Annotated in this window: 18 protein-coding genes and 1 riboswitch; of the genes, 3 read left to right on the forward strand and 15 right to left on the reverse strand. The window is 36.3% G+C overall.

Annotated elements, in window-relative coordinates; translation table 11 throughout:
* Positions 1-29 precede the first annotated feature (29 nt).
* The 4 genes from thrC to M014_RS0112835 all read right to left on the reverse strand — a co-directional run bounded on the left by thrC (position 30) and on the right by M014_RS0112835 (position 4,715).
* Positions 30-1,088, reverse strand: a complete 1,059-nt coding sequence (thrC, locus tag M014_RS0112820; protein ID WP_026592096.1) for a threonine synthase — start codon at positions 1,086-1,088, stop codon at positions 30-32.
* The gene (locus tag M014_RS0112825) at positions 1,088-2,383 is read right to left on the reverse strand and encodes a homoserine dehydrogenase (RefSeq protein ID WP_026592097.1); all 1,296 of its coding nucleotides are present in this window, start codon (positions 2,381-2,383) and stop codon (positions 1,088-1,090) included. The genes thrC and M014_RS0112825 overlap by 1 nt, the downstream gene beginning before the upstream one ends.
* 144 nt (positions 2,384-2,527) lie before the next feature.
* The gene (metA, locus tag M014_RS0112830; RefSeq protein ID WP_026592098.1) at positions 2,528-3,433 is read right to left on the reverse strand and encodes a homoserine O-acetyltransferase MetA; all 906 of its coding nucleotides are present in this window, start codon (positions 3,431-3,433) and stop codon (positions 2,528-2,530) included.
* Entirely contained in the window at positions 3,417-4,715 is a 1,299-nt protein-coding gene (locus M014_RS0112835; RefSeq protein ID WP_026592099.1) for a bifunctional O-acetylhomoserine aminocarboxypropyltransferase/cysteine synthase, read from the reverse strand. The genes metA and M014_RS0112835 overlap by 17 nt, the downstream gene beginning before the upstream one ends.
* A 91-nt stretch (positions 4,716-4,806) precedes the next feature.
* Positions 4,807-4,912, reverse strand: a riboswitch (SAM riboswitch).
* A 500-nt stretch (positions 4,913-5,412) separates the two neighbouring features.
* On the opposite strand from M014_RS0112835, the gene M014_RS0112840 reads away from it, so the two are divergent.
* Entirely contained in the window at positions 5,413-6,618 is a 1,206-nt protein-coding gene (locus tag M014_RS0112840; protein ID WP_442852736.1) for a chloride channel protein, read from the forward strand.
* A 139-nt stretch (positions 6,619-6,757) separates the two neighbouring features.
* On the opposite strand, the gene M014_RS0112845 is transcribed toward M014_RS0112840, so the two are convergent.
* Entirely contained in the window at positions 6,758-7,447 is a 690-nt protein-coding gene (locus M014_RS0112845) for a YjjG family noncanonical pyrimidine nucleotidase (protein WP_026592101.1), read from the reverse strand.
* A 119-nt stretch (positions 7,448-7,566) separates the two neighbouring features.
* Here M014_RS0112845 and yeiL point away from each other — a divergent pair, with 119 nt between their 5' ends.
* Positions 7,567-8,241 (forward strand): transcriptional regulator YeiL, encoded by a 675-nt coding sequence (yeiL, locus tag M014_RS0112850; protein ID WP_026592102.1) that lies wholly within the window; start codon positions 7,567-7,569, stop codon positions 8,239-8,241.
* 113 nt (positions 8,242-8,354) lie between these two features.
* On the opposite strand, the gene M014_RS0112855 is transcribed toward yeiL, so the two are convergent.
* The 3 genes from M014_RS0112855 to M014_RS0112865 all read right to left on the reverse strand — a co-directional run bounded on the left by M014_RS0112855 (position 8,355) and on the right by M014_RS0112865 (position 11,409).
* Positions 8,355-8,981, reverse strand: coding sequence for an FMN-dependent NADH-azoreductase (locus M014_RS0112855; RefSeq protein ID WP_026592103.1), 627 nt, complete (start codon positions 8,979-8,981; stop codon positions 8,355-8,357).
* Between the two features lie 195 nt (positions 8,982-9,176).
* On the reverse strand, positions 9,177-9,824 hold the full coding sequence (locus M014_RS0112860; protein WP_026592104.1) for a response regulator: 648 nt from the start codon (positions 9,822-9,824) through the stop codon (positions 9,177-9,179).
* 25 nt (positions 9,825-9,849) lie between these two features.
* Positions 9,850-11,409 carry a sensor histidine kinase gene (locus tag M014_RS0112865; protein WP_026592105.1) on the reverse strand — a complete coding sequence of 520 codons (1,560 nt, stop codon included), beginning with the start codon at positions 11,407-11,409 and terminating at the stop codon, positions 9,850-9,852.
* Between the two features lie 157 nt (positions 11,410-11,566).
* Here M014_RS0112865 and pdxK point away from each other — a divergent pair, with 157 nt between their 5' ends.
* Positions 11,567-12,391, forward strand: coding sequence for a pyridoxine/pyridoxal/pyridoxamine kinase (gene pdxK / locus M014_RS0112870; RefSeq protein ID WP_026592106.1), 825 nt, complete (start codon positions 11,567-11,569; stop codon positions 12,389-12,391).
* Between the two features lie 164 nt (positions 12,392-12,555).
* On the opposite strand, the gene M014_RS0112875 is transcribed toward pdxK, so the two are convergent.
* From M014_RS0112875 to M014_RS0112905, 7 genes are all read right to left on the reverse strand, one after another.
* On the reverse strand, positions 12,556-12,759 hold the full coding sequence (locus M014_RS0112875) for a YbdD/YjiX family protein (RefSeq protein ID WP_026592107.1): 204 nt from the start codon (positions 12,757-12,759) through the stop codon (positions 12,556-12,558).
* Positions 12,752-14,827, reverse strand: coding sequence for a carbon starvation protein CstA (cstA, locus tag M014_RS0112880; RefSeq protein WP_026592108.1), 2,076 nt, complete (start codon positions 14,825-14,827; stop codon positions 12,752-12,754). The genes M014_RS0112875 and cstA overlap by 8 nt, the downstream gene beginning before the upstream one ends.
* Positions 14,828-14,949: 122 nt before the next feature.
* On the reverse strand, positions 14,950-15,666 hold the full coding sequence (locus M014_RS0112885; protein WP_026592109.1) for a LytR/AlgR family response regulator transcription factor: 717 nt from the start codon (positions 15,664-15,666) through the stop codon (positions 14,950-14,952).
* 157 nt (positions 15,667-15,823) lie between these two features.
* A complete protein-coding gene (locus tag M014_RS0112890) occupies positions 15,824-17,023 on the reverse strand; it encodes an MFS transporter (RefSeq protein WP_026592110.1) in 1,200 nt (399 codons plus the stop codon).
* 351 nt (positions 17,024-17,374) lie between these two features.
* Positions 17,375-18,115: a WecB/TagA/CpsF family glycosyltransferase gene (locus M014_RS0112895; RefSeq protein WP_026592111.1), complete on the reverse strand. Its 741-nt coding sequence runs from the start codon at positions 18,113-18,115 to the stop codon at positions 17,375-17,377.
* A gap of 14 nt (positions 18,116-18,129) precedes the next feature.
* On the reverse strand, positions 18,130-19,233 hold the full coding sequence (locus M014_RS0112900; protein WP_026592112.1) for a glycosyltransferase: 1,104 nt from the start codon (positions 19,231-19,233) through the stop codon (positions 18,130-18,132).
* A gap of 86 nt (positions 19,234-19,319) precedes the next feature.
* Positions 19,320-20,702, reverse strand: a complete 1,383-nt coding sequence (locus tag M014_RS0112905) for an O-antigen ligase family protein (protein WP_026592113.1) — start codon at positions 20,700-20,702, stop codon at positions 19,320-19,322.
* Positions 20,703-20,844 lie beyond the last annotated feature (142 nt).

Consider the following 20,844-nt stretch of genomic DNA (forward strand, 5'->3'; position numbering starts at 1 on the left):
ACGCTACAATAGGCTTTTTTTCATCTATTTCACTGAAAGACCGCTCCTTGAATATAATCAAAGACAACTCTCTCATCATTTGGTAACACAACGGGCTGAATTTTCTCCGTATCAAGAGCAATATTAGGATCTTTCAAACCGTTACCTGTTAATATGGCTACAATTTGACTTCCCTTTGCAATTTCCCCGCTTTTTACTTGTTTATAAATACCAGCAAGAGAAGCGCATGAAGCAGGCTCAGCAAAGATTCCTTCATATTTCGCTAAACATTTATATGCTTCAAGAATTTCTGCATCTGTTACTTCATCAATTTTACCTTGAGAATGTTCCGCAGCGAGTGCGGCTTGCTTCCAACTTGCTGGATTTCCAATTCGAATCGCTGTTGCGATTGTTTCTGGCTCTTCAACCTTATGCCCACGCACAATCGCTGCTGCTCCTTCCGCTTCAAAACCGTGCATCTTTGGCAAACCCGTACCTAGTCTTTCATGATACTCTTTGAAACCTTTCCAATACGCTGTAATATTGCCTGCATTACCGACTGGAATTGCTAGAATATCCGGCGCTTTTCCAAGAACATCACAAATCTCAAACGCGGCTGTTTTTTGCCCTTCAATTCGATATGGGTTAACAGAATTCACAAGTGTAATTGGCGATGAACCACTAAGCTTACGTACAATTTGCAAAGCATGATCGAAATTCCCATCAATGCTTATAATTTCCGCTCCGTACATGACGGCTTGCGCTAACTTTCCGTATGCAATCTTACCATTTGGAATGATAACAATACAGGATAGCCCAGCCCTAGCTGCATATGCTGCTGCAGATGCAGACGTATTACCTGTAGAAGCACAAATGATCGCTCCGCTTCCCGCCTCTTTTGCCTTTGCTACCGCCATTACCATGCCGCGATCTTTAAAAGATCCGGTCGGATTTGCTCCTTCTATTTTTCCGTAAATTGTTACACCCCACCGCTTCGAAAGGTTTTCTAGTAAAACAAGTGGTGTATTGCCTTCATGCAATGTTAAGGATGGTGTCTTTTCCGTAATAGGTAAAAACTCCTTATACTCAGCAAGCAGACCTTTCCACATTACTTAGCATCTCCTTCGATTCGATAGTTTGCTTTCACACAATCTACTTCTTCGTATGACCTAAGTGTATGTAAGATATATTCATAGTCTGCAAGTGATGCACGGTGCGTTACGATAACAATCTCAGCTTTCCCCTTCTCTCCAAGTGGCATTTGAATAATTTTTTCAAAGCTAACACCTCGTTCAGAGAATAGGGATGTAATTTTTGCAAACACACCAATTTCATCTTTTACATGTAGACGTAAAAACTTTTTCACAAAAATTTCATCAGACGCCTTTAATACCTTCTCGTACTGCGGAGAAACTGCGCTATTTCCAGTTACACCAAGGCGTACATTTTGCATTACTGCAACTAGGTCAGAAACAACCGCTGTCGCTGTCGGTAAACTTCCTGCGCCAGGTCCATAAAACATTGTTTCTCCTACCGCTTCACCATACACATATACTGCGTTATATTCATTTTGAACAGCTGCAAGAGGGTGTGTATTAGGAAGTAATGTTGGCTCAACCGTTACCTCTAACTTTTCACCATCACGCTTCGCGAGTCCGATTAATTTAATTGTATATCCTAGGCTTTTACTATATGCAATATCTTCCGCCGTAATAGAAGTAATCCCTTTCACCTTTACATCTCCAAGCTCTACATTTGTAGAAAAACCAAGAGTAGCTAAAATCGTCATTTTCCTTGCTGCATCTAAACCTTCTACGTCTGATGTTGGATCTGCCTCTGCAAATCCAAGCTGTTGCGCTTCTTTTAACACGTCGTCATATGCTCTCCCTTCGTCAGACATTTTTGTCAGAATAAAGTTTGTTGTTCCGTTCACGATTCCCATCACTTTCGTAATAAGATCCGAGGAAAGCCCTTCTACAATGCTGCGCAGAATTGGAATCCCTCCAGCTACGCTTGCCTCGTAAAATAAATCGGCTTGATTTGCCTTTGCTACTGTCAAAAGTTCAGCCCCATGCAATGCCATTAAATCTTTATTAGCAGTAACAACATGTTTACCATTTTTTAGAGCTTGTAAAATATATGCTTTCGCTTCCTCGATGCCGCCCATCACTTCAATGACAACATCAATATCAGGATTATCTATAATTTCATTTGCATTTTTCGTTAATAGGGTAGAGAGTACTTGGACCTCTCTCTCTTTTTCAATATTTTGTACTAATACTTTTGTTATTTTCACTGGACAACCTACTTGGTGTATAAGACGATCTTGATGATCCGTAATAATACGAACCACACCGCTGCCAACTGTTCCAAGGCCTAATAAACCCACTTGAATTTCATTCATAATACTGTCCACCCCTCTAAAAAATTGTATTTAGATGCCATTATATAAGTTAAAATTCTGAAAAACAATGTATTTTGAACATTTAGAAAAATGTAAAATGATTCCTACTAAGAAAGCGTTGCCACGTGTTATATAATGATCATCTTATAAAATATAAGGGGTTTCCTGATACACATAATAATTTAACCAATTTGAAAATAATAAGTTTCCATGACCCCGCCATCTTATGAGTGGCTTTTCAGATGGATTATTATGTTTAAAATAGTTTTTCGGAATCTTAATATCTAACCCTCTTTGTTTATCGCGTTCATATTCTTTTTTTAAGGTATCGCAGCTATATTCGCTATGACCAAGAACAAAAATATGCTTTCCGTCTTGCCCCATAACAAGGTGGACACCTGCTTCTTCTGATGTTGCTAGTAACGTCAACTCTCTTACTTTTTCAATATCAGATGCGCGTACTTCCGTATGACGTGAATGTGGTGCAAAGAAGAGCTCATCGAATCCTTGTAACAATTTCACGTGCTGTTCTTGCACTTCATGTTCAAATACACCAAACATCTTTTCTTCAAGCGGATATTTCGGAATTCCATAGTGATAATACAGGCCTGCTTGTGCGCCCCAACAAATATGCAATGTAGATGTTACATTTGTTTTTGAATATTCCATAATACGCCCAAGTTCTTCCCAATAATCTACATCTTCAAAAGAAAGTGTTTCAACTGGAGCTCCTGTAATAATGAGACCATCAAACTTTTCTCCCTCAATATCACGAAATGTTTTATAAAAACTTGTTAAATGATCTTGCGCTACATTACGAGATATATGAGACTCCATATGGAGCAAATGCAGATCTAATTGAAGTGGTGTATTACCAAGTAACCTGAGCAATTGCGCTTCTGTTTCCTGCTTTGTTGGCATTAGGTTTAAAATTGCAATTTTTAAAGCACGTATATCTTGCGTTTCAGCTCGTTCTTTTGTCATCACAAAAATATTTTCTTTTTGCAATACTTTACGAGCCGGTAAATCCTTATCAACAATGATCGGCATGTGCTTTGCCTCCAACTAATGCTTCCTCTAAATCCGCAATAATATCAGAAACATCTTCTATACCGACTGATAAGCGAATTAAATCAGATGTAACACCTGCTAAACGCTGTTCTTCTTTAGTTAACTGTCTGTGCGTTGTACTAGCAGGATGAATCACACATGTTCTTGCATCTGCTACGTGCGTCACAAGCGTTGCCAGTTTCACATTTGTAATGAACTCTTTCGCAGATTCTAATCCTCCTTTAATGCCGAATGTTAAAACGCCACTCGCTCCTTTTGCTAAGTACTTTTGTACTAGCTGATAATTCTCATTACTTTCTAAACCCGGATAATTTACCCATTCAATACGTTCATGGCTAGCAAGCCACTTCGCAACTGCAAGAGCACTTTCACTATGACGCTCCATTCGTAAATGCAAAGTTTCTAAACCGATGTTGCTAATATACGCATTGAATGGGCTCATACAGTTTCCATAGTCTCTTAATAATTGAACACGAGCTTTCACAATATATGCTGCCTTCCCAAATTTCTGCACATAACTTACACCATGATAACTTGGATCCGGTTCGACAAACTCAGGGTATTTTCCATTTGCCCAATCAAAGTTTCCTCCGTCAATGACAATCCCGCCTAATGAGCTTGCGTGACCATCAATATATTTTGTTGTAGAATGCACTACAATATTTGCTCCATGTTCAAACGCTTGGCATAAATACGGTGTTGCTAATGTGTTATCAACAATAAATGGTACTTCTAACTGTTTCGCAGCAGCTGAAAACTCTTTAAAATCCAGAACATTCATCGCTGGATTCCCCAGTGACTCTGCATAAATAAGCTTTGTTTTATGATTGGCAAGTGCCACAATTTCATCAGAAGATAAGCTTGGATTAAAGAATGTAACCTCAATCCCTAATTTACGTAGACTTACCCCAAATAAGTTAAATGTTCCCCCATAAACGGTTGAAGAACAAAGTAAATGGTCACCACTGCTACAAATATTTAGAACAGCAAGCATAATAGCCGCTTGACCAGAAGCTGTTGCAACAGCTCCAACACCACCTTCTAACTCTGTTAATTTTTGTTCAAATGCTGCTAGTGTCGGATTCCCAATACGCGTATAAATATAGCCTTCTGCTTCTAAATTAAAGAGTGCCGCTAAATCATCGGACGTATCGTATTTGTACGTCGTACTTTGATAGAGCGGTAAAACACGCGGTTCACCGTTCTCCGGTGTATAGCCACCTTGCACACAAATGGTTCCTTTTCCCCATGATTCTCCCATCTCTCATTCTCCTTTCTTTTATAGAAAATAAAAAAACTGCTTCTTTCCCTAACAAGAAAGAAGCAGTTTAAAAACACGCTCTAAAGTCTCTTTCTTATCTCTCAGGGCTTATTACCTGCAGGATTTGGCACAATTCCGCTATGCGGCTGTTGCCAAGGTTTCATAGGGCCTGTCCCTCCACCTTTTCTTGATAAGACTATGTAATTACCGTTGATTTTATAGCAATAATTTCCTGATGTCAATTATTTTTCTGAATATTTACAAAAGAATGTATTGCTACTTTAATTGTTCATTCTCAAAATTAAAATTTAAGAAATTGAAGAAAATACTCCTATTTTAAAGAAAAATAATACCTTTTAAAAACTCTACTCACTATGTAAAATTATAGAGCTATATTTAATCGTAACAAGCAACATAATATTTTTAACCATGTTACACTTTATATACAGGTCATCAAGATATTTACAAAAATATGATTACATTTACGAATGTTTCAGAACCCCATAAAATAATACTGCTGATTTTTGTAATATATTTTGAATAAGTAATTCTCTTAAAAAGATAATATGCATATTCAATTCATTACTTAATTATCTTCGTATCAGAATCTCTAACTTTTCATAATAATGTATAAATAGAGGAGGCATAACAATTGACTATTAGGAGAAATCTGCACTATTTACTCATCGTGTACGGTATGTTTCTAGGTGCTATCGTTGGTGCTACAGTCTGGTTATTTTTAGTTGTCACAAATGCTGGAATTCAGTTTATTTGGGGATATTTACCTAAGGAATTGGGATTACCACCTTATTACACACTTTGTGTAACAATAATCGGCGGTGTTCTTGTTGGACTGTCACAGAAGTACTTCGGCACATACCCACGTTTAATGCCAGAAGTAATGGGTGAATATAAAAAGACAGGTAGAATTGAGTACCAATTTGTACATAAAGCTACGTTAACAGCCATTATTGTTTTAGTATTTGGCGCAAGCTTAGGACCAGAAGCAGCACTTGTTGGGATTATAGGTGGACTTTGTACATGGGTTGGTGATCGCTTTAAATTTACTTTAAAAGGAATGCACGAACTAACGGAAATTGGGATTGGTGCTGCCTTAAGTGTTATTTTTAATGCACCGCTATTCGGTTATTTAGCTCCAAGCGAACATGAGGATACACAACTTGCTGAAACTTTTAAAGAGAAAAAGACTATTGTATATCTCGCTACTACTTTTGCTGGTTTTTCTGTATATTTATTGCTTAGTCAGTTTGATAATCGAGGATCTTTTATTGTTAATTTTGGAGAAGGATCTTTTACACTCCGCGAATGGGTGGCCTTTCTTCCCCTTATTTGTATAGGTGCCGGTGCAGGCTATTTTTATTTCAAAATAGAACATATATTAGAAAAAATAGTACATCCTTTTCAAAAGTATAAACTAACATTAGCGATTATAGGCGGTATTCTTCTAGGAATTTCAGGCACTTTACTTCCGTATACACTGTTTTCAGGAGAACACCAATTAAAAGAATTAGTAACTGAATGGACAGAGTTATCATTTTGGATCCTGTTTCTTTCAGGAATTTTAAAATTATGTATAACGGCAGTTTGTTTAAATACAGGTTGGCGTGGTGGACATATTTTTCCGATTATATTTGCTGGTGCAAGTATTGGATATGCTGTAGCTACTGTCATACCGTTAGATCCAGTTGCTTCTGTAGCTATTATAACGACAGCCATTTCAAGCTATGCAATACGAAAGCCAATCGCTATTACATTATTATTACTTATGTTCTTCCCAATTAATTTATTGTTACCAATGATTGGAGCTGCAATGATTGGTAATGTTTTTCCACTTCCTAACCATAGTGAGAAGAAACAGGAAGCTGGTGCAAATATCGAATAGTAAAATGAACAAATAAAAGGCAGTACCATCACAATAAAAGTGTTGGTACTGCCTTTTGAGTAAAGAATGTTTACTTTTACAAATAAAATTGCCACTACAAATGGACTATTACAAAATAATATTTAAGACCTCAAAAAAACTAACATTTTAAAATCCCATACAGCTCATCAAAAGTTTGAATTTCATAAGTTGGAACTATCCCGCTATCGTTTAACTTCTTTTCAGGATTAAACCAACATGTGTCTAATCCAGCTAGCTGCCCACCCTTAATATCTGCACTTAAAGAATCCCCGATAATTAATCCTTTCTCTACAGAAAAATTAGAAATTCGTGCAAAAACATAATCGAAGTATTCCTTCATTGGTTTTTGGTAACCAGTATCTTCTGAAACAAAAATACCCTTAAAGAATGAATGTAATCCTGAATTACGTAGGCGCTTGTCTTGCGTTTTGGAAACACCGTTTGTAACAATATATAAATCGTATTCGCTTTGGAAACCTTGTATTAATTCAAAAGCCCCATGAATGAGCTGATTCCCTTCTTCTAAATAACTACGATAATTCTTTTCAAACAATGGTCCATCGACTTCTTGGCCATATTCCCTGAATAAAATTGAAAATCGCGTATTCACTACCTCATCTCGGGCTATTTTCCCTTCTTCAAAGGATTCCCACAGACCTTGGTTTATTTTTTTATAATGTGCCTCAATTTCATTAGTTAAAGGGATTTTTTGTTCCTCAAAAAGCAAATGTAATGCTTTTCTTTCAGCTGCTTTAAAATCTAATAATGTATCGTCGACATCAAATAGTAATGTTTGATATTTCTTCATGTTGCTTCTCTTCCTTTCTTCTATAAAAACACGCTGTTTCTTTTGTCATTAAATAAATCGTATCACTCCCGCTTGTAAAAAGAATAGGAGATATCTCATACTAAATGAGAGGTGAGAAAATGAAAATCAAAAAAGATTCATATGAGATTCATAATTATGTAAAGCAATTCAATTTTCAAACATTCTTTTCGTTTGACATTTTGCCGTATATAGAAATTCATTCGTTTCAAAAGAAAGAAACCATTTGTAATGAAGGAGAGGAGTTTCCCTATCTCTATTACTTAATTTCCGGAAAAGTAAAAATATATATGAGCCATCAGAATGGAAGGATTTCCTTAATTAATTTTGTAAAAGCGCCATCAATCATGGGAGAATTAGGATTAATTGAAGTAGAGACGTTAACAAAAGGGATCGAAGCCATGGAACCATGTATCTGTTTAGCTCTTCCCCTGAAAGATTGTCGCCATCTCTTATTACAAGACGCCCATTTTTTACAGCAGTTGTGCAAATTCATTGGAGAAAAAACAATTACTCGAACTGAACAATATGCAAAAAGTCATAACTACGCTTTAGAAAACCGATTAGCGGCGTTCATTCTGTTAACCGAGCAAAATAATTGTTACCTTGAAAAGCATACAGAAGCCTCTGAATACTTAAACGTTAGTTATCGCCATCTTTTATTTGTATTAAAGCAGTTTTGTCAGCAAAATTGGTTAAAAAAAGAAGGGAGAATGTATTTCATACAGGACAAAGAGCAATTACAAAAGTTAGCAGATGAACTCACTCGGCAATAACAGAACGAAACCCCGTAAGTTCTTCTGCTAGACTATTTATTAAAAAACAAAAAAGCAGCACCAACACCATAAAGGTACTGATACTGCATATTGAGCGACGATTATTGTATTAATTAGAATGTGCTTGCTACTTTAACAGCTTTCTCAAGGCCTTCTGCAATAATCTCTTCCGCTTTATCTGGGAATTGGTTATGACCTTCAACAATAACTGTCTCCATATCTTTTGCACCGAAGAATCCCATCATGCTTGCTACATATTTAACAGCCATTTCTACTTCTGCTGCTGGTCCTTCAGAATATACACCACCGCGTGCGTTTAATAGCGCAATTTTCTTATCTCCAATAAGGCCTACTGGTCCTTCTGGTGTATATTTAAATGTTTTACCAGCACGGTTTAAGTAATCGATATATGTGTGCAGTACAGCTGGAATTGTTAAGTTCCATAACGGGAAACCAAATACTACTTTATCAGCTGCAAGAAATTGATCTAAATATTTATCAGCAACAGCTACTGCTTTTGCTTCTTCTGCTGTTAAATCAAATCCTCTACTTGTTTTAAATGTACCGTTAATCATATCTACTCCTACATATGGTAATTCTTCATTGTATAAATCAAGTTCTACCACTGTATCATTTGGATGTGCTTCTTTATAACTTGCTAAAAACGCTTCATATAATTTTACGCTAACTGCTTGGTCTGCTGGACGGTTGTTAGCTTTTACAAATAAAACTGTTGTCATGCCTTTTTCTCCTCCTATTGCTTACTCTTACGTTGTTTATTATCTACTCGCTAAAAAGGGATGATCCCTTGTAATTATTGTTGTTTACAAATACATTTTATCCTCTCATCCTAACAATTTCTTCCTCACATAGACGTATCTTTTCATAAAAAAAGTCCGCCTCCTAAAGGCGAACTAAGTCCTAAGACTTTTGTCTTATACGATCCCACTTTTCACTGCATATAAAGCTGCTTGTGTACGATCAGATAAATTTAATTTGCCTAAAATACTACTTACATGAGCTTTTACTGTTTTTTCTGTAATCACTAACACGGATGCAATTTCCTTATTACTCATCCCTTTTGCCAAGAGCTGCAACACTTCATTTTCCCTTGCTGTTAGTACATCTACATGAATATTTGATGACTCCTGTTTCTCTTCTTGCGGCAAAGTTTGAGACAGAAGCGCGCTTGCTATATCAGGGTGAAGCTGAATATTTCCTTTATATGCGCTACGAATCGCTTCGACAAGTTGATCAGGCTCAACATCTTTTAGAATATATCCGCTTGCCCCAGCTTTTAAAGCCGGCAAAACATGCGCTTGATCAGAAAAACTAGTTAATACGAGCACTTTCACATTTGGATATTCCTTTTTGATGCATGCTGTCGCTTCGATCCCATCCATCTCTGGCATATACAGGTCCATCAAAACTATATCTGGCCGCACTTCTTGAACCTTCACCAAAGCTTCTTTCCCATTATTTGCCTCTCCAACCAATTCAAGATCTTCTTGTGTGCTTAAAAAAAAGGCTAATCCTTTTAAAACAACTGTATGATCGTCAACTAATAATACTCTTATCTTCACAAGTTCCCCTCATTTTCACATCGCATTATAATGGTACGATAACTTTTATACTTGTTCGCTTTTTCTCACTTACAATCATAATCCATCCGCCAATTAACTCTGTGCGTTCACGCATTGTTGTCATACCGAGCGATTTCTTCTCTTTTATATCTTTTTCTATAAAACCGAGGCCATAATCAACTACCTCTAAGGACACTTCTTTCTCTGTTACTTTCAAATAAATTGTCGCCTCTGTTACCCCCGCATGTTTACTCACATTATTTAAAGCCTCTTGTCCAATTCGCCATAATGTTTCTTCCACTACACGTGGTAACTCACGCACACCTTTAACTTGCTCACGAATGCTCAGCCCTAAGTTCTCTCCATATTGCTTTAAAGCGGGTAGCAACCCTTTTTCTAATCCTGCTGGACGAAGTTGCCAAATAAGTGCTCGCATTTCTTTTAAAGCACCTTGTGCTAATTCCCTTATCTCATGAAGAGATTGATCTACCGTTTCATTTTGTCCCTTTAAAACAGCTTCTGTCCCCTTCGTCATAAACGTTAATGAAAATAACTTTTGTGAAACTGAATCATGCAGATCCCGTGCCAAACGGTTTCGTTCTTCCATCCGAGCAAGTTCACGTCGCTGTTCATTTAACCGTAAATTTTCAATCATTAATGAAATATGATTCGTTAACGCTTGCACGATATCTACGGTATTCTCATCAAATCCTCCATGCTTCGAACTCACGCATAAAACACCAAACACTTGATCTCGAATTTGTATTAGAGCAACAATGATAGAGCCATTAGACCGTCTTTTCAACAAAACAGGCTGATTTTTTTCTATCGCTTCTTTTGCAGTACTCTCTAACTCCCTATCTCTTTCCATTACATATTTCTTATAACAAGCTCGCATAGATAAGTTCTTTTCTTCCTTTATAAAAAACGCAACTTTCTCCCACTGAAATACATCCTCCACTTGTTTTACAACTTCTTCTGGTAATGTATTTAACTTATGGATTTTTCTTAGCTCTTGAATGAAACGTTCTAATTTCACATAATAATGAGCACGTCTTTTTTCACTTTCATATAATTTTGTCCGTTTTAAAGCTGTTCCAATTTGCAAAGCAACCGATTGCAGCAGCATAAGTTCTTCTTCAGAAAAATGTGTTTTTCCTGGGCTTGCTACATTTAGCACACCGAATTCTTCACCGCCAGCTTTTAGGGGAACTGTTGCATGATGAAGAATTCCTTCTGTATCGCCCCAATTATGTTCAATTGCATTATTAATTCTCTTACATTCAATAATATTAACTGCTCGCTCTAATTTCCCTTCTACAAAGCGACGCAGACACCAGCATTCTCCTTCACACATCGGTCGTTTATTTTGAAACGCGAGCGCTGCTGGTAAATGATAATCAATTAATTTCGTATATCTACCATTTTCATCGACCAGAAAAATCCATCCTGTTGTTAATCCTGTTACATGCAATAATTTTTCTAATACCGCTTGCAACATGTGATATGTATCATTAGATGTATTTAACGTTTCTGCAATTTCTTTTAATATAGCTAATTCGCTTATACGATTCCCTTGAAACATAAATTGTCTCCTATATACGATATTTTCATTTCTTATTGTAACAAATTCATTATCTTTTCAACCAAGCTAACTACTTTTTCACTTTGTACTTATTCATAACATTGATATAATGGATAAAAATGTAGTTTTCATTATATCACCTAAGGGGGCTTTCTCAATGACATTAAACAAAGCACTTACAATCGCTGGTTCTGACACAAGCGGTGGCGCTGGCATACAAGCAGATTTAAAAACGTTCCAAGAACTTGGTGTATACGGAATGACATCTCTTACAACAATTGTAACGATGGACCCACATAACGGTTGGGCACATAACGTGTTCCCTATCCCTGCTTCTACACTAAAACCACAATTAGAAACAACAATTGAAGGCGTTGGTGTTGATGCTTTAAAAACTGGTATGCTTGGATCTGTTGAAATCATTGAAATGGTTGCTGAAACAATTGAAAAGCATAATCTACAAAATGTAGTAGTAGATCCAGTGATGGTTTGCAAAGGGGCAGATGAAGCATTGCATCCTGAAACAAATGACTGCTTACGCGATGTACTTGTTCCAAAAGCATTAGTTGTGACACCAAATTTATTTGAAGCATATCAACTAAGTGGTGTGAAAATTAATTCCCTTGAGGACATGAAAGAAGCCGCAAAAAAAATCCATGCTTTAGGTACAAAATATGTACTAATTAAAGGTGGTAGCAAACTAGGTACGGAAACTGCAATCGATGTATTATATGATGGAGAAACATTCGATCTTTTAGAATCAGAGAAAGTTAATACAACAAATACACACGGTGCAGGTTGTACATACTCTGCAGCAATTACGGCAGAACTTGCAAAAGGTAAATCTGTAAAAGATGCTGTAATAATCGCAAAAGAATTCATCACAGCAGCGATTCGTCACTCTTTCAAATTAAACGAATACATCGGGCCAACACATCATGGTGCATATCGTAAATTTACAACTGGAAAAGAACTTGTATAAGAAATAAAAAAACAGGCTATCTATAGATAGCCCGTTTTTTTATGATACTGAACTTAGCTTATTTCTAACATTTCCATACTATTAAAAACTACAAACTTAAAATCCTGTTGTTCCACGTGAAACAACAACAAAGTAAAAAAAGAGCGACGAATCGCTCTTTTTTTTCAGCAACACCTTGATATTTTTCCACCTTTCGCATTGAATCTAGCTTCTTGCGCCTCTGCAAAGAACTGTTTTCGACATAGAATCGTTTCTTCTGGATGGTGCTGTTTCATATGAGTAACGTACGTTTCATAACTTGGTACTCCAACAAGCAAACTAATAAATTGCTTTCTTGTTCTCCACACCTTCCCCAATTTTTTAAGCATAATTTCTCGACTCACTTTCATCTCTTGGAATATAGGGTGCTTCTTTTAATGGTGTTGCTTTATTTTGCAGCACCTTAATCCATATACGAATAGCTGAAATAAGGACCGCTATTACAACTAACATGAAAATTCCACAAAGTGCAGCATCGATATAATCATTGAAAATAATTTGCTTCATTTGTCCCACATTTTTGGCCGGTGCTAGTATTTTCCCTTCATCTAAGGCATTTTGAAACACTTTTGCATGGGATAAAAATCCAATTTTCGGGTTATCATGGAATAATTTTTGGTAGCCGGCTGTCATCGTCACAATCAGCAGGCCGACAGTTGGAATAAGTGTAACCCAAACATACGCCTTTTTCCCCATTTTGAACAATATCGTTGTTCCGAGTAATAACGCAATACCCGCTAACATTTGATTCGCAATTCCAAAGAGTGGCCATAGTGTATTAATCCCACCGAGTGGATCAACTACACCTTGGTACAAGAAATACCCCCACCCTAACACGCATAGCGTTGTTGCAATAACATTAGCTAGTGTAGAATCCGTTTTCGCAAATGGTTTATATATGTGTCCTAAAATATCTTGAATCATAAATCGTCCTACACGTGTACCAGCATCAATTGTAGTTAGAATAAATAGTGCTTCAAATAAAATAGCAAAATGATACCAGAACGCCATCATCGCAGTTCCACCGATTACTTGTGAAAAGATGTAGGCCATTCCAATTGCTAATGTTGGTGCTCCTCCTGTGCGAGATAAAATTGTTTGTTCACCAACATTTACAGCCAGGTCCTTTAAGTCGTTTGGTGTAATCGCAAATCCCCAAGAAGAAATAACTTGAGCTGCTTGCGATACATCTGCCCCGATAAGAGCTGCTGGACTGTTAATTGCAAAGTATGTTCCTGGTGTTAATACACAAGCTGCAATCATTGCCATCGCTGCAACGAACGATTCCATTAACATCGCTCCGTAGCCAATTGGCTGAGCATGACCTTCTCTTTCAATCATTTTCGGAGTAGTACCAGAGGAAACTAAAGCATGGAATCCTGATACTGCCCCGCAAGCAATTGTAATAAATAAAAACGGAAATAGGTTCCCAGAAAACACAGGACCTGTTCCATCAATAAACTTAGACACAGCCGGCATTTGTAGGTTTGGCGCTACGATTAAAATACCAATTGCTAGCCCAACAATCGTACCGATCTTTAAAAATGTACTTAAATAATCACGTGGAGCAAGAAGCATCCACACTGGTAATGCCGACGCAATAAAACCGTATACAATAAGCATAATTGCAATTGTTTCACCACTAAAAGTAAACATGCTTGCAAGGGTAGGATTCTCAGCTACATACTGCCCTCCCACAAGAGCTAAAAGGAGTAAAATAATACCGATAACCGATCCTTCTCCAATGCGTCCTGGGCGAATGTAACGCATATAAACACCCATTAAAATAGCGATTGGAATTGTCGCTGCGATCGTAAACATTCCCCAAGGACTACCAACAAGCGCTTTCACAACTACTAGAGCTAAGACTGCTAATAAAATGATCATGATACCTAAAATACCAATCATCGCAATCAATCCTGTTACAGGACCGATCTCATCTTTAATCATTTCACCTAATGATTTTCCATTACGTCTCATTGAAGCAAATAAAATAACAAAATCTTGTACTGCCCCAGCAATTACAACCCCAACAATAATCCAAATTGTTCCTGGCAGGTATCCCATCTGAGCTGCTAAAATAGGTCCTACTAGTGGACCCGCTCCAGCAATTGCCGCAAAGTGATGCCCAAATAATACCCATTTATTTGTTGGGACATAATCCTTTCCATCATTTAGCGTCTCAGCAGGTGTTCGCCGATTATTATCTAATTCAAATACTTTCCTAGCAATAAATCTACTATAGAAACGATAAGCAACGGCATATACAGAAACAGCTGCCACTAATAGCCATACAGCATTAATCGTTTCACCTTGTGATAAGGCAATTACACCAAATCCGGTTGCTCCTAAAGCTGCGATTACACCCCAAAGTAAAATTGACTTAAGCGCCTTCACATACAATCCCCCCTATACTACTTCTTAGTGGAAATTGTACTAAATTTTCTGAATATTTAATTTAAATCTTCCTTATTATGAAGGATTCTTATGTTAACATGTTGAAATTCACTTACAACTTGTCATAGTTCAATTTTATTTCGCAGTCGTTTTACATAGTTTCGACTAACGGGAATTGCCTGCTCATCATACCTTTCCAAATAAAGATTATAGGTTCCATTATAATAAGGCTTTAGTTCTTGAACATACATAACATTTATTAAATAACTTTTATGAACACGCAAAAAATCATATGCTGTTAATTTATTTTCTAGTTCTTGAAGTGTATACGTTGAAATATACTGATTATTTGTTGTATAAATCGAAACTGTTTTATTCTCCTTATTCTTACTTACATATATAATATCCTCTGGAAAAATATATGTAATTCCCTCATGACTTTCAATCGGAAGTTTGCGCAAATGGCTTTTTATTTTCTTTCCCTTTTCTTGCTCTATTCTATGCAAAAGAAACTGTAAATCTTCCTCACGAAAAGGTCTTATTAAGTAATAAAATGCTTGGAGTCGAAAAGCTGTTATCGCCTCTTCTATATCCCTACCTACAAAAATAAATTTTGCACTACAACTTAGCTGTTGTAATAAGCTAGAGAATTCAAATCCTGTGCCATCTTTTAACTTTGTATCTAAAAAAACGAAATCAGGAGTATGTTTTTTTGCTATCTGTAAAGATTCCATTCCTGTTCCTGCTTCAAAGCATTCTACATTTCTCATATTTTCTGTAAATGTCTCAATTAATTGATTTCTACATTCTGAATCTTCCATAATAAGTAAAATCCTCATCTGCCCAACCACCTAATTGTTTTGTCCATAAGTCTTGTTGTATACATTCGCTTTAGTAAGAAATAATCCCTTTTTCTAGCTATATTTTCTATTTAATATGCTACTCTTTTTCTCAATAATAATAAAAGAAGGAAGTCATTTGGACTTCCTTCCTTTATTATACTAATTCTTGTTGCTTTGTTTCCTGTCCAAGCACAACCACTGCAAGCACCCCTATTAAAATGGAGCTGCAAAAGATTGTAAAGATTAAAGAAAGAGAAGCTTGCGAGGCAACAAGGTAACCTACTAATAGCGGACCGAGAATACCGCCAATACGACCAAATGCGGCAGCCATACCTGCCCCAGTACCGCGAATTACTGTCGGATACTGCTCAGGTGTATATGCATATAACGCTCCCCATGCTCCTAAATTAAAGAAGGACAATAGCATTCCTGCCACCAGCAATATCGTAAGCGATTCAGCTACTCCAAAGACGTAAGCACTACATGCTGTACCAATTAAATACGTAACTAATACAAACTTACGGCCAAGTCGTTCAATAAACCATGCAGCAGTAAAATATCCTGGCAGCTGCGCTAATGTCATAATTAATACGTACTGGAAACTTTTTATTAAACTAAATCCTTTTAATACCATTACACTTGGTAACCAAAGAAACATGCCATAATAAGAAAAGACAACACAGAACCATAAGATCCATAGCATAATTGTTGCTTTTCGATATTCTCCAGACCAAACTGCTTTTATATTTGTAATAACAGATTGTTGTTTCTCGACTCTCTCAAACCTTGGTGAATCTGGTAAATTCCATCGTAAATATAGTGCATAAAAAGCTGGAACTGCACTTAATACCATCGCTACTTGCCAGCCATACTTGGGAATTACAAAATAAGAAATAAGAGCTGCAATTAACCAGCCACCAGCCCAAAAACTTTCTAATAACACAACAATTTTCCCACGCTCATGCGCCTCGACGCTTTCAGATACAAGTGTCGAAGCAACCGGTAATTCTCCGCCAAGTCCCATGCCGATTAAAAAACGCAATATAAGAAACATAGCTAATGTTGTTGTTAATGCTGTTAAGCCACTACAGATAGAAAATAATAATAATGTCATAATAAAAACGGACTTACGCCCCATCTTATCTGCTAATATTCCAAATAAAAGCGCTCCAACTGCCATTCCGATAGAATTTACACTTCCAATCCACCCCATTTCTTGGCTACTTAATCCCCATTCTTTTTGCAATGCAACGATGACAAATGAAAGCATGCCGACATCCATTGCATCAAATAGCCAACCAAGACCCGCTATTCCAAGAAGCTTGCGCTTTGAAATTTCTTTTATATCCCCCACTAAAAACCCTCCTTACACAGGTGTCTTTACACATCATTTTACACATGTGTATTGTATAAGTAAAATACTTTTATTTCTACACTTACTGTAAAGTTTTATTTTAAAATTCCCATAAGACGATGGCTTTATTAGCGAAAAATACTGTATAAAGTGGAAGTTGCTCGTCCAGAATGTGAGGGGGATGGAGTTTCTGACGTAGAGGTCTTTTTTTACCTCGCAGGAAGAAGCGAAGCCACCGAACATTCTAGCCACTGGAACTGGACAATGCTTTCGCTCAATTTTGAGGTGAGAGTATTACTACCCGCAAATAGCGGGATAAATTTTTACAAACAAAAAAGCAGCGATATTTCGCTACTTTTTCGAACGCATTACTTCTTTTAGAAATTCAGCTAATACAAGCTGACGACGCCAACGCGTCGGATTGCTACATAGCCGGTAAAACCATTCGAGATGAATGGCTTGAATCCATTTTGGCGCACGTTTTACTTCCCCTGCCCAAACGTCTAAACTACCACCTACACCAACAGCTACCTTTGCTTGCAAACGATGCTTATTATTTTGAATAAAATTTTCTTGTCTTGGGAATCCGAGTGCTACAAGTAAAATATCAGGCTTTGCTTCTTGAATACGAGAAATAATATCTTCTTCCTCTTCTTGTTTAAAGTATCCATCTTGAGTCCCCACAATAGATACAGCTGAATATGTTTTTGTTAAATGATCAGCAGCACCTTTCACAACATGTGGTTTTGCCCCAAGTAAGAAAACCGATACAGGTTTATTTTCTTTCGACAACGCTTCAAATAAATCACTCATTAAATCAAAACCTGCTACTCGCTCTTTTAATGGTGTTCCTAGCATACCACTTGCTTTTACAACACCGATACCATCTGGTGTAATTAAATCTGTTTTCAAAAGTGTTTGATAAAAACTTGGGTCTTTTTTCGCACACATTACGATTTCCGGATTTGCTGTTACAACTTGGAATGTATGAGTTCGTTCCGCCTCTAACTGCTTCATGATATATTGAATTGTCTCTTCCATTGTCATCGTAGAAAAAGGGACACCTAAAATATCAACTGTTTGCACTGCCATAATGATAATCCTCTCTATTTCAATAAAAGTTTTTTATATGCTTTATGAGTATCTTCATATAGATTTCGTAATGAGAAACGCGAAGAAGCATGCTCATACAAGCGTTCACCCATCGATGCTAATTCACCATTCTCCCATTTCTTATATCCTTCCTCTAGTGCACTTACTAATGCATGTGTGTCACCAGTCGGTACAATCCATCCATATGTAGGATTAACAATCAACTGTTCCATATCACCAACATTTGTTGCAATAGACGTTAAACGCTGATTTGCGGCTTCTAATAGTACAAGTGGGAAACTTTCACTATAAGAAGTTAATAAATTTATATGAGCGGATGCATATAATTCTTTTACATCCGAACGATGTCCTAAAAATAGTACTTTATCTTCTAAATTTTTCTTCCTTACTACCTCTTTCAACTCTGCTTCAATTGGACCATCGCCAACTAACAACACTTTTATATTTGGGATCGTTATTTTTTGCAAGGCATCAAATAAAATATTATGTCCCTTTACAGGGTGAAGACGAGCCACTTGAATAGCTATAAATGACTCTTCTTGTATACCAAATTTATCTTTCAAATTATAAGGTTTCGCTGGGATACCATCATACTCAATCCCGTTATAAACAGTACAAATTTTATCTTCTGGCACCCCGAGTGCTACAGTATTTTTCTTAAAACGTTCTGTAATCGCAAAAAACAAATCCACTTTCTTATAAGAATGTAAATTTAATTTTGTAAAAACCCAACCTTTTAATCCACGCTTCATAAAATCAAGGGTTGGATCACTATGAACCGTTGTAACCCATTTTGCACGTATTTTCCTTTTTAGAAGAGATAGATAAAAGTTTGCGCGTGCACCATGTGTATGTACAATATCAAAGTATCCTTCATTAATAAACGTACGTATTTTGGAAAGAATCGATATGTCATAACGAGATGATTGGGAAAAAACATGGACCTTAATTCCGAGCTCTCTTGCTTCTCTAGCGATCGCACCTTCTTCAAATACAGCTAGTTCAACTTCATCTTTTGGAAATTGTGACAAAAGTGAAATAATGTGAGTTTTCCCGCCACCTTCTTCTGCTCCAGCATTCATATGCAACACTTTCATCTCTTTCCTCCTCCATCTTTATGTTCTCTTATCGTTTACTATAGCAAAAAATAAAAGCTAACGTGGCGCTAGCTTTTATTTTTCTATCATTCAATTTCTAAATCCACAATTAAATATGCAAAAATTACAGCAAAATAAATACTTACTCCAGGAGCAGTTAATACATGACCTGCTATAAACGCAATACCTAAACCTAATGCTAGCGAGGTTGCTAATAATCCGTATTTTACTGTAAATACCTCTCTAAACCTAGTTATTAGTATGAGGAGAATCTTTATACCAAAGTATAAAAATGGAATTAAAAGCAAAGCAAAACCGATAATTCCAAATGCATAGAACCAATCATGGAAATCTCTTTCAATTAGCTTCGGATCCTCTTTGAAATTCCCAGAATATCCCATACCCAATAATTTTTGAGATGTTGGAGCTTCTGCATAGTAATCTTTATACACTTTCTCAAACAGCTCACGTCCGCTGAAAATAAGCGCTTGTGTTTCCTCTTGTTTCTTTACTTCTTTTTCCTCTTGTGTCACAGGAGGTTTATGTTGTGGTTTATCTTCTTTCTTTTCCTCTGCCTCTTTCATCTCTTGTTTATTCTCAAGAAATTGGAAATGAAATCCTATATTTTTGAGGAATGGAGAAAACGGTGTATACGCCACTACTCCAGCAAAAACAACCGTTGCAATGATACCGTTCAGTAAATATGCTTTCTTTTTTCTATCTTTACGCTGTAAAAATGCTTGAACATAACACATAAACACAGCAACAATCATTGTACCAACAATGGCTCCAAATCCTACCTTTGTACCAATAGCAAATAATGAAAAAATCATTAAAAGAGAAGGAATCCAAAAATAACTCTTTGCTATACTTGTTGTTTTTTCAATTGAATATAGAAAAACAATTGGACATATCACTGCTAAAATGGAACCTAATTCATTTCCTGCATAGAACCAACCACGTGAACCGGTTTTTATAGACGTATAACTATTATAATCCGTTCCTGTCGCAATCGAAATAACCATGATGGCATTTATAATTAATGTTGAATATACGATATAATTACGCATTTTTGAATATGTATTTACTTTATTTTTTAATGATTTAAATACAAAGATGTAACAAGTCAGCATAATGATTGGGTATAAAGATTTTGCTATAAATTTAATTTCTTCTCCCAACATGATAGGACTTTTAACGAATTTATTATTTACAAAACCTGCCGCACAAACAATCCCGACTACTATTAAATATATGATATATTTACGATTTCCTTTTTCTTTTGCTTGCAGCAAAATATAGATTCCACCAAGAGCCATTACAAATAAACGCGTAATAACTCCAATTGTTGTATCAATTTTTAAAACCATAATACAGAATGATGTGAGTAAGTCTAAAATCGGCTGTAACATAATGAAAATCAATAAAAAGTTTTCAAATTTATTACTTAAACTATTATTTTTTACCATCTCAAACCCCCATAAATAACTATCATTACCTTATCTCACTTTATACAATTTACAATGAAACTCTAACTCATCTCAAATATTCATTATAACATAATTTTTGAGTTAAGCTCTTTCAATTTATATAGAGAAAAGATAATAAATC

This window comes from Bacillus sp. UNC437CL72CviS29 (genome assembly GCF_000482345.1).
GTDB classification, from domain to species: domain Bacteria; phylum Bacillota; class Bacilli; order Bacillales; family Bacillaceae_G; genus Bacillus_A; species Bacillus_A arachidis.

Bases quoted from the DNA above. Each gene is read 5' to 3' on its own strand.
- M014_RS0112855 (WP_026592103.1), bottom strand. From the start codon at position 8,981: ATGACAACAGTTTTATTTGTAAAAGCTAACAACCGTCCAGCAGACCAA.
- M014_RS0112885 (WP_026592109.1), bottom strand. From the start codon at position 15,666: ATGAGGATTTTACTTATTATGGAAGATTCAGAATGTAGAAATCAATTA.
- yeiL (WP_026592102.1), top strand. From the start codon at position 7,567: ATGAAAATCAAAAAAGATTCATATGAGATTCATAATTATGTAAAGCAA.
- M014_RS0112900 (WP_026592112.1), bottom strand. From the start codon at position 19,233: ATGAAAGTGTTGCATATGAATGCTGGAGCAGAAGAAGGTGGCGGGAAA.
- pdxK (WP_026592106.1), top strand. From the start codon at position 11,567: ATGACATTAAACAAAGCACTTACAATCGCTGGTTCTGACACAAGCGGT.
- metA (WP_026592098.1), bottom strand. From the start codon at position 3,433: ATGCCGATCATTGTTGATAAGGATTTACCGGCTCGTAAAGTATTGCAA.
- M014_RS0112845 (WP_026592101.1), bottom strand. From the start codon at position 7,447: ATGAAGAAATATCAAACATTACTATTTGATGTCGACGATACATTATTA.
- M014_RS0112865 (WP_026592105.1), bottom strand. From the start codon at position 11,409: ATGTTTCAAGGGAATCGTATAAGCGAATTAGCTATATTAAAAGAAATT.
- M014_RS0112835 (WP_026592099.1), bottom strand. From the start codon at position 4,715: ATGGGAGAATCATGGGGAAAAGGAACCATTTGTGTGCAAGGTGGCTAT.
- M014_RS0112875 (WP_026592107.1), bottom strand. From the start codon at position 12,759: ATGCTTAAAAAATTGGGGAAGGTGTGGAGAACAAGAAAGCAATTTATT.
- thrC (WP_026592096.1), bottom strand. From the start codon at position 1,088: ATGTGGAAAGGTCTGCTTGCTGAGTATAAGGAGTTTTTACCTATTACG.
- M014_RS0112825 (WP_026592097.1), bottom strand. From the start codon at position 2,383: ATGAATGAAATTCAAGTGGGTTTATTAGGCCTTGGAACAGTTGGCAGC.
- M014_RS0112905 (WP_026592113.1), bottom strand. From the start codon at position 20,702: ATGGTAAAAAATAATAGTTTAAGTAATAAATTTGAAAACTTTTTATTG.
- M014_RS0112895 (WP_026592111.1), bottom strand. From the start codon at position 18,115: ATGGCAGTGCAAACAGTTGATATTTTAGGTGTCCCTTTTTCTACGATG.
- M014_RS0112840 (WP_442852736.1), top strand. From the start codon at position 5,413: ATGTTTCTAGGTGCTATCGTTGGTGCTACAGTCTGGTTATTTTTAGTT.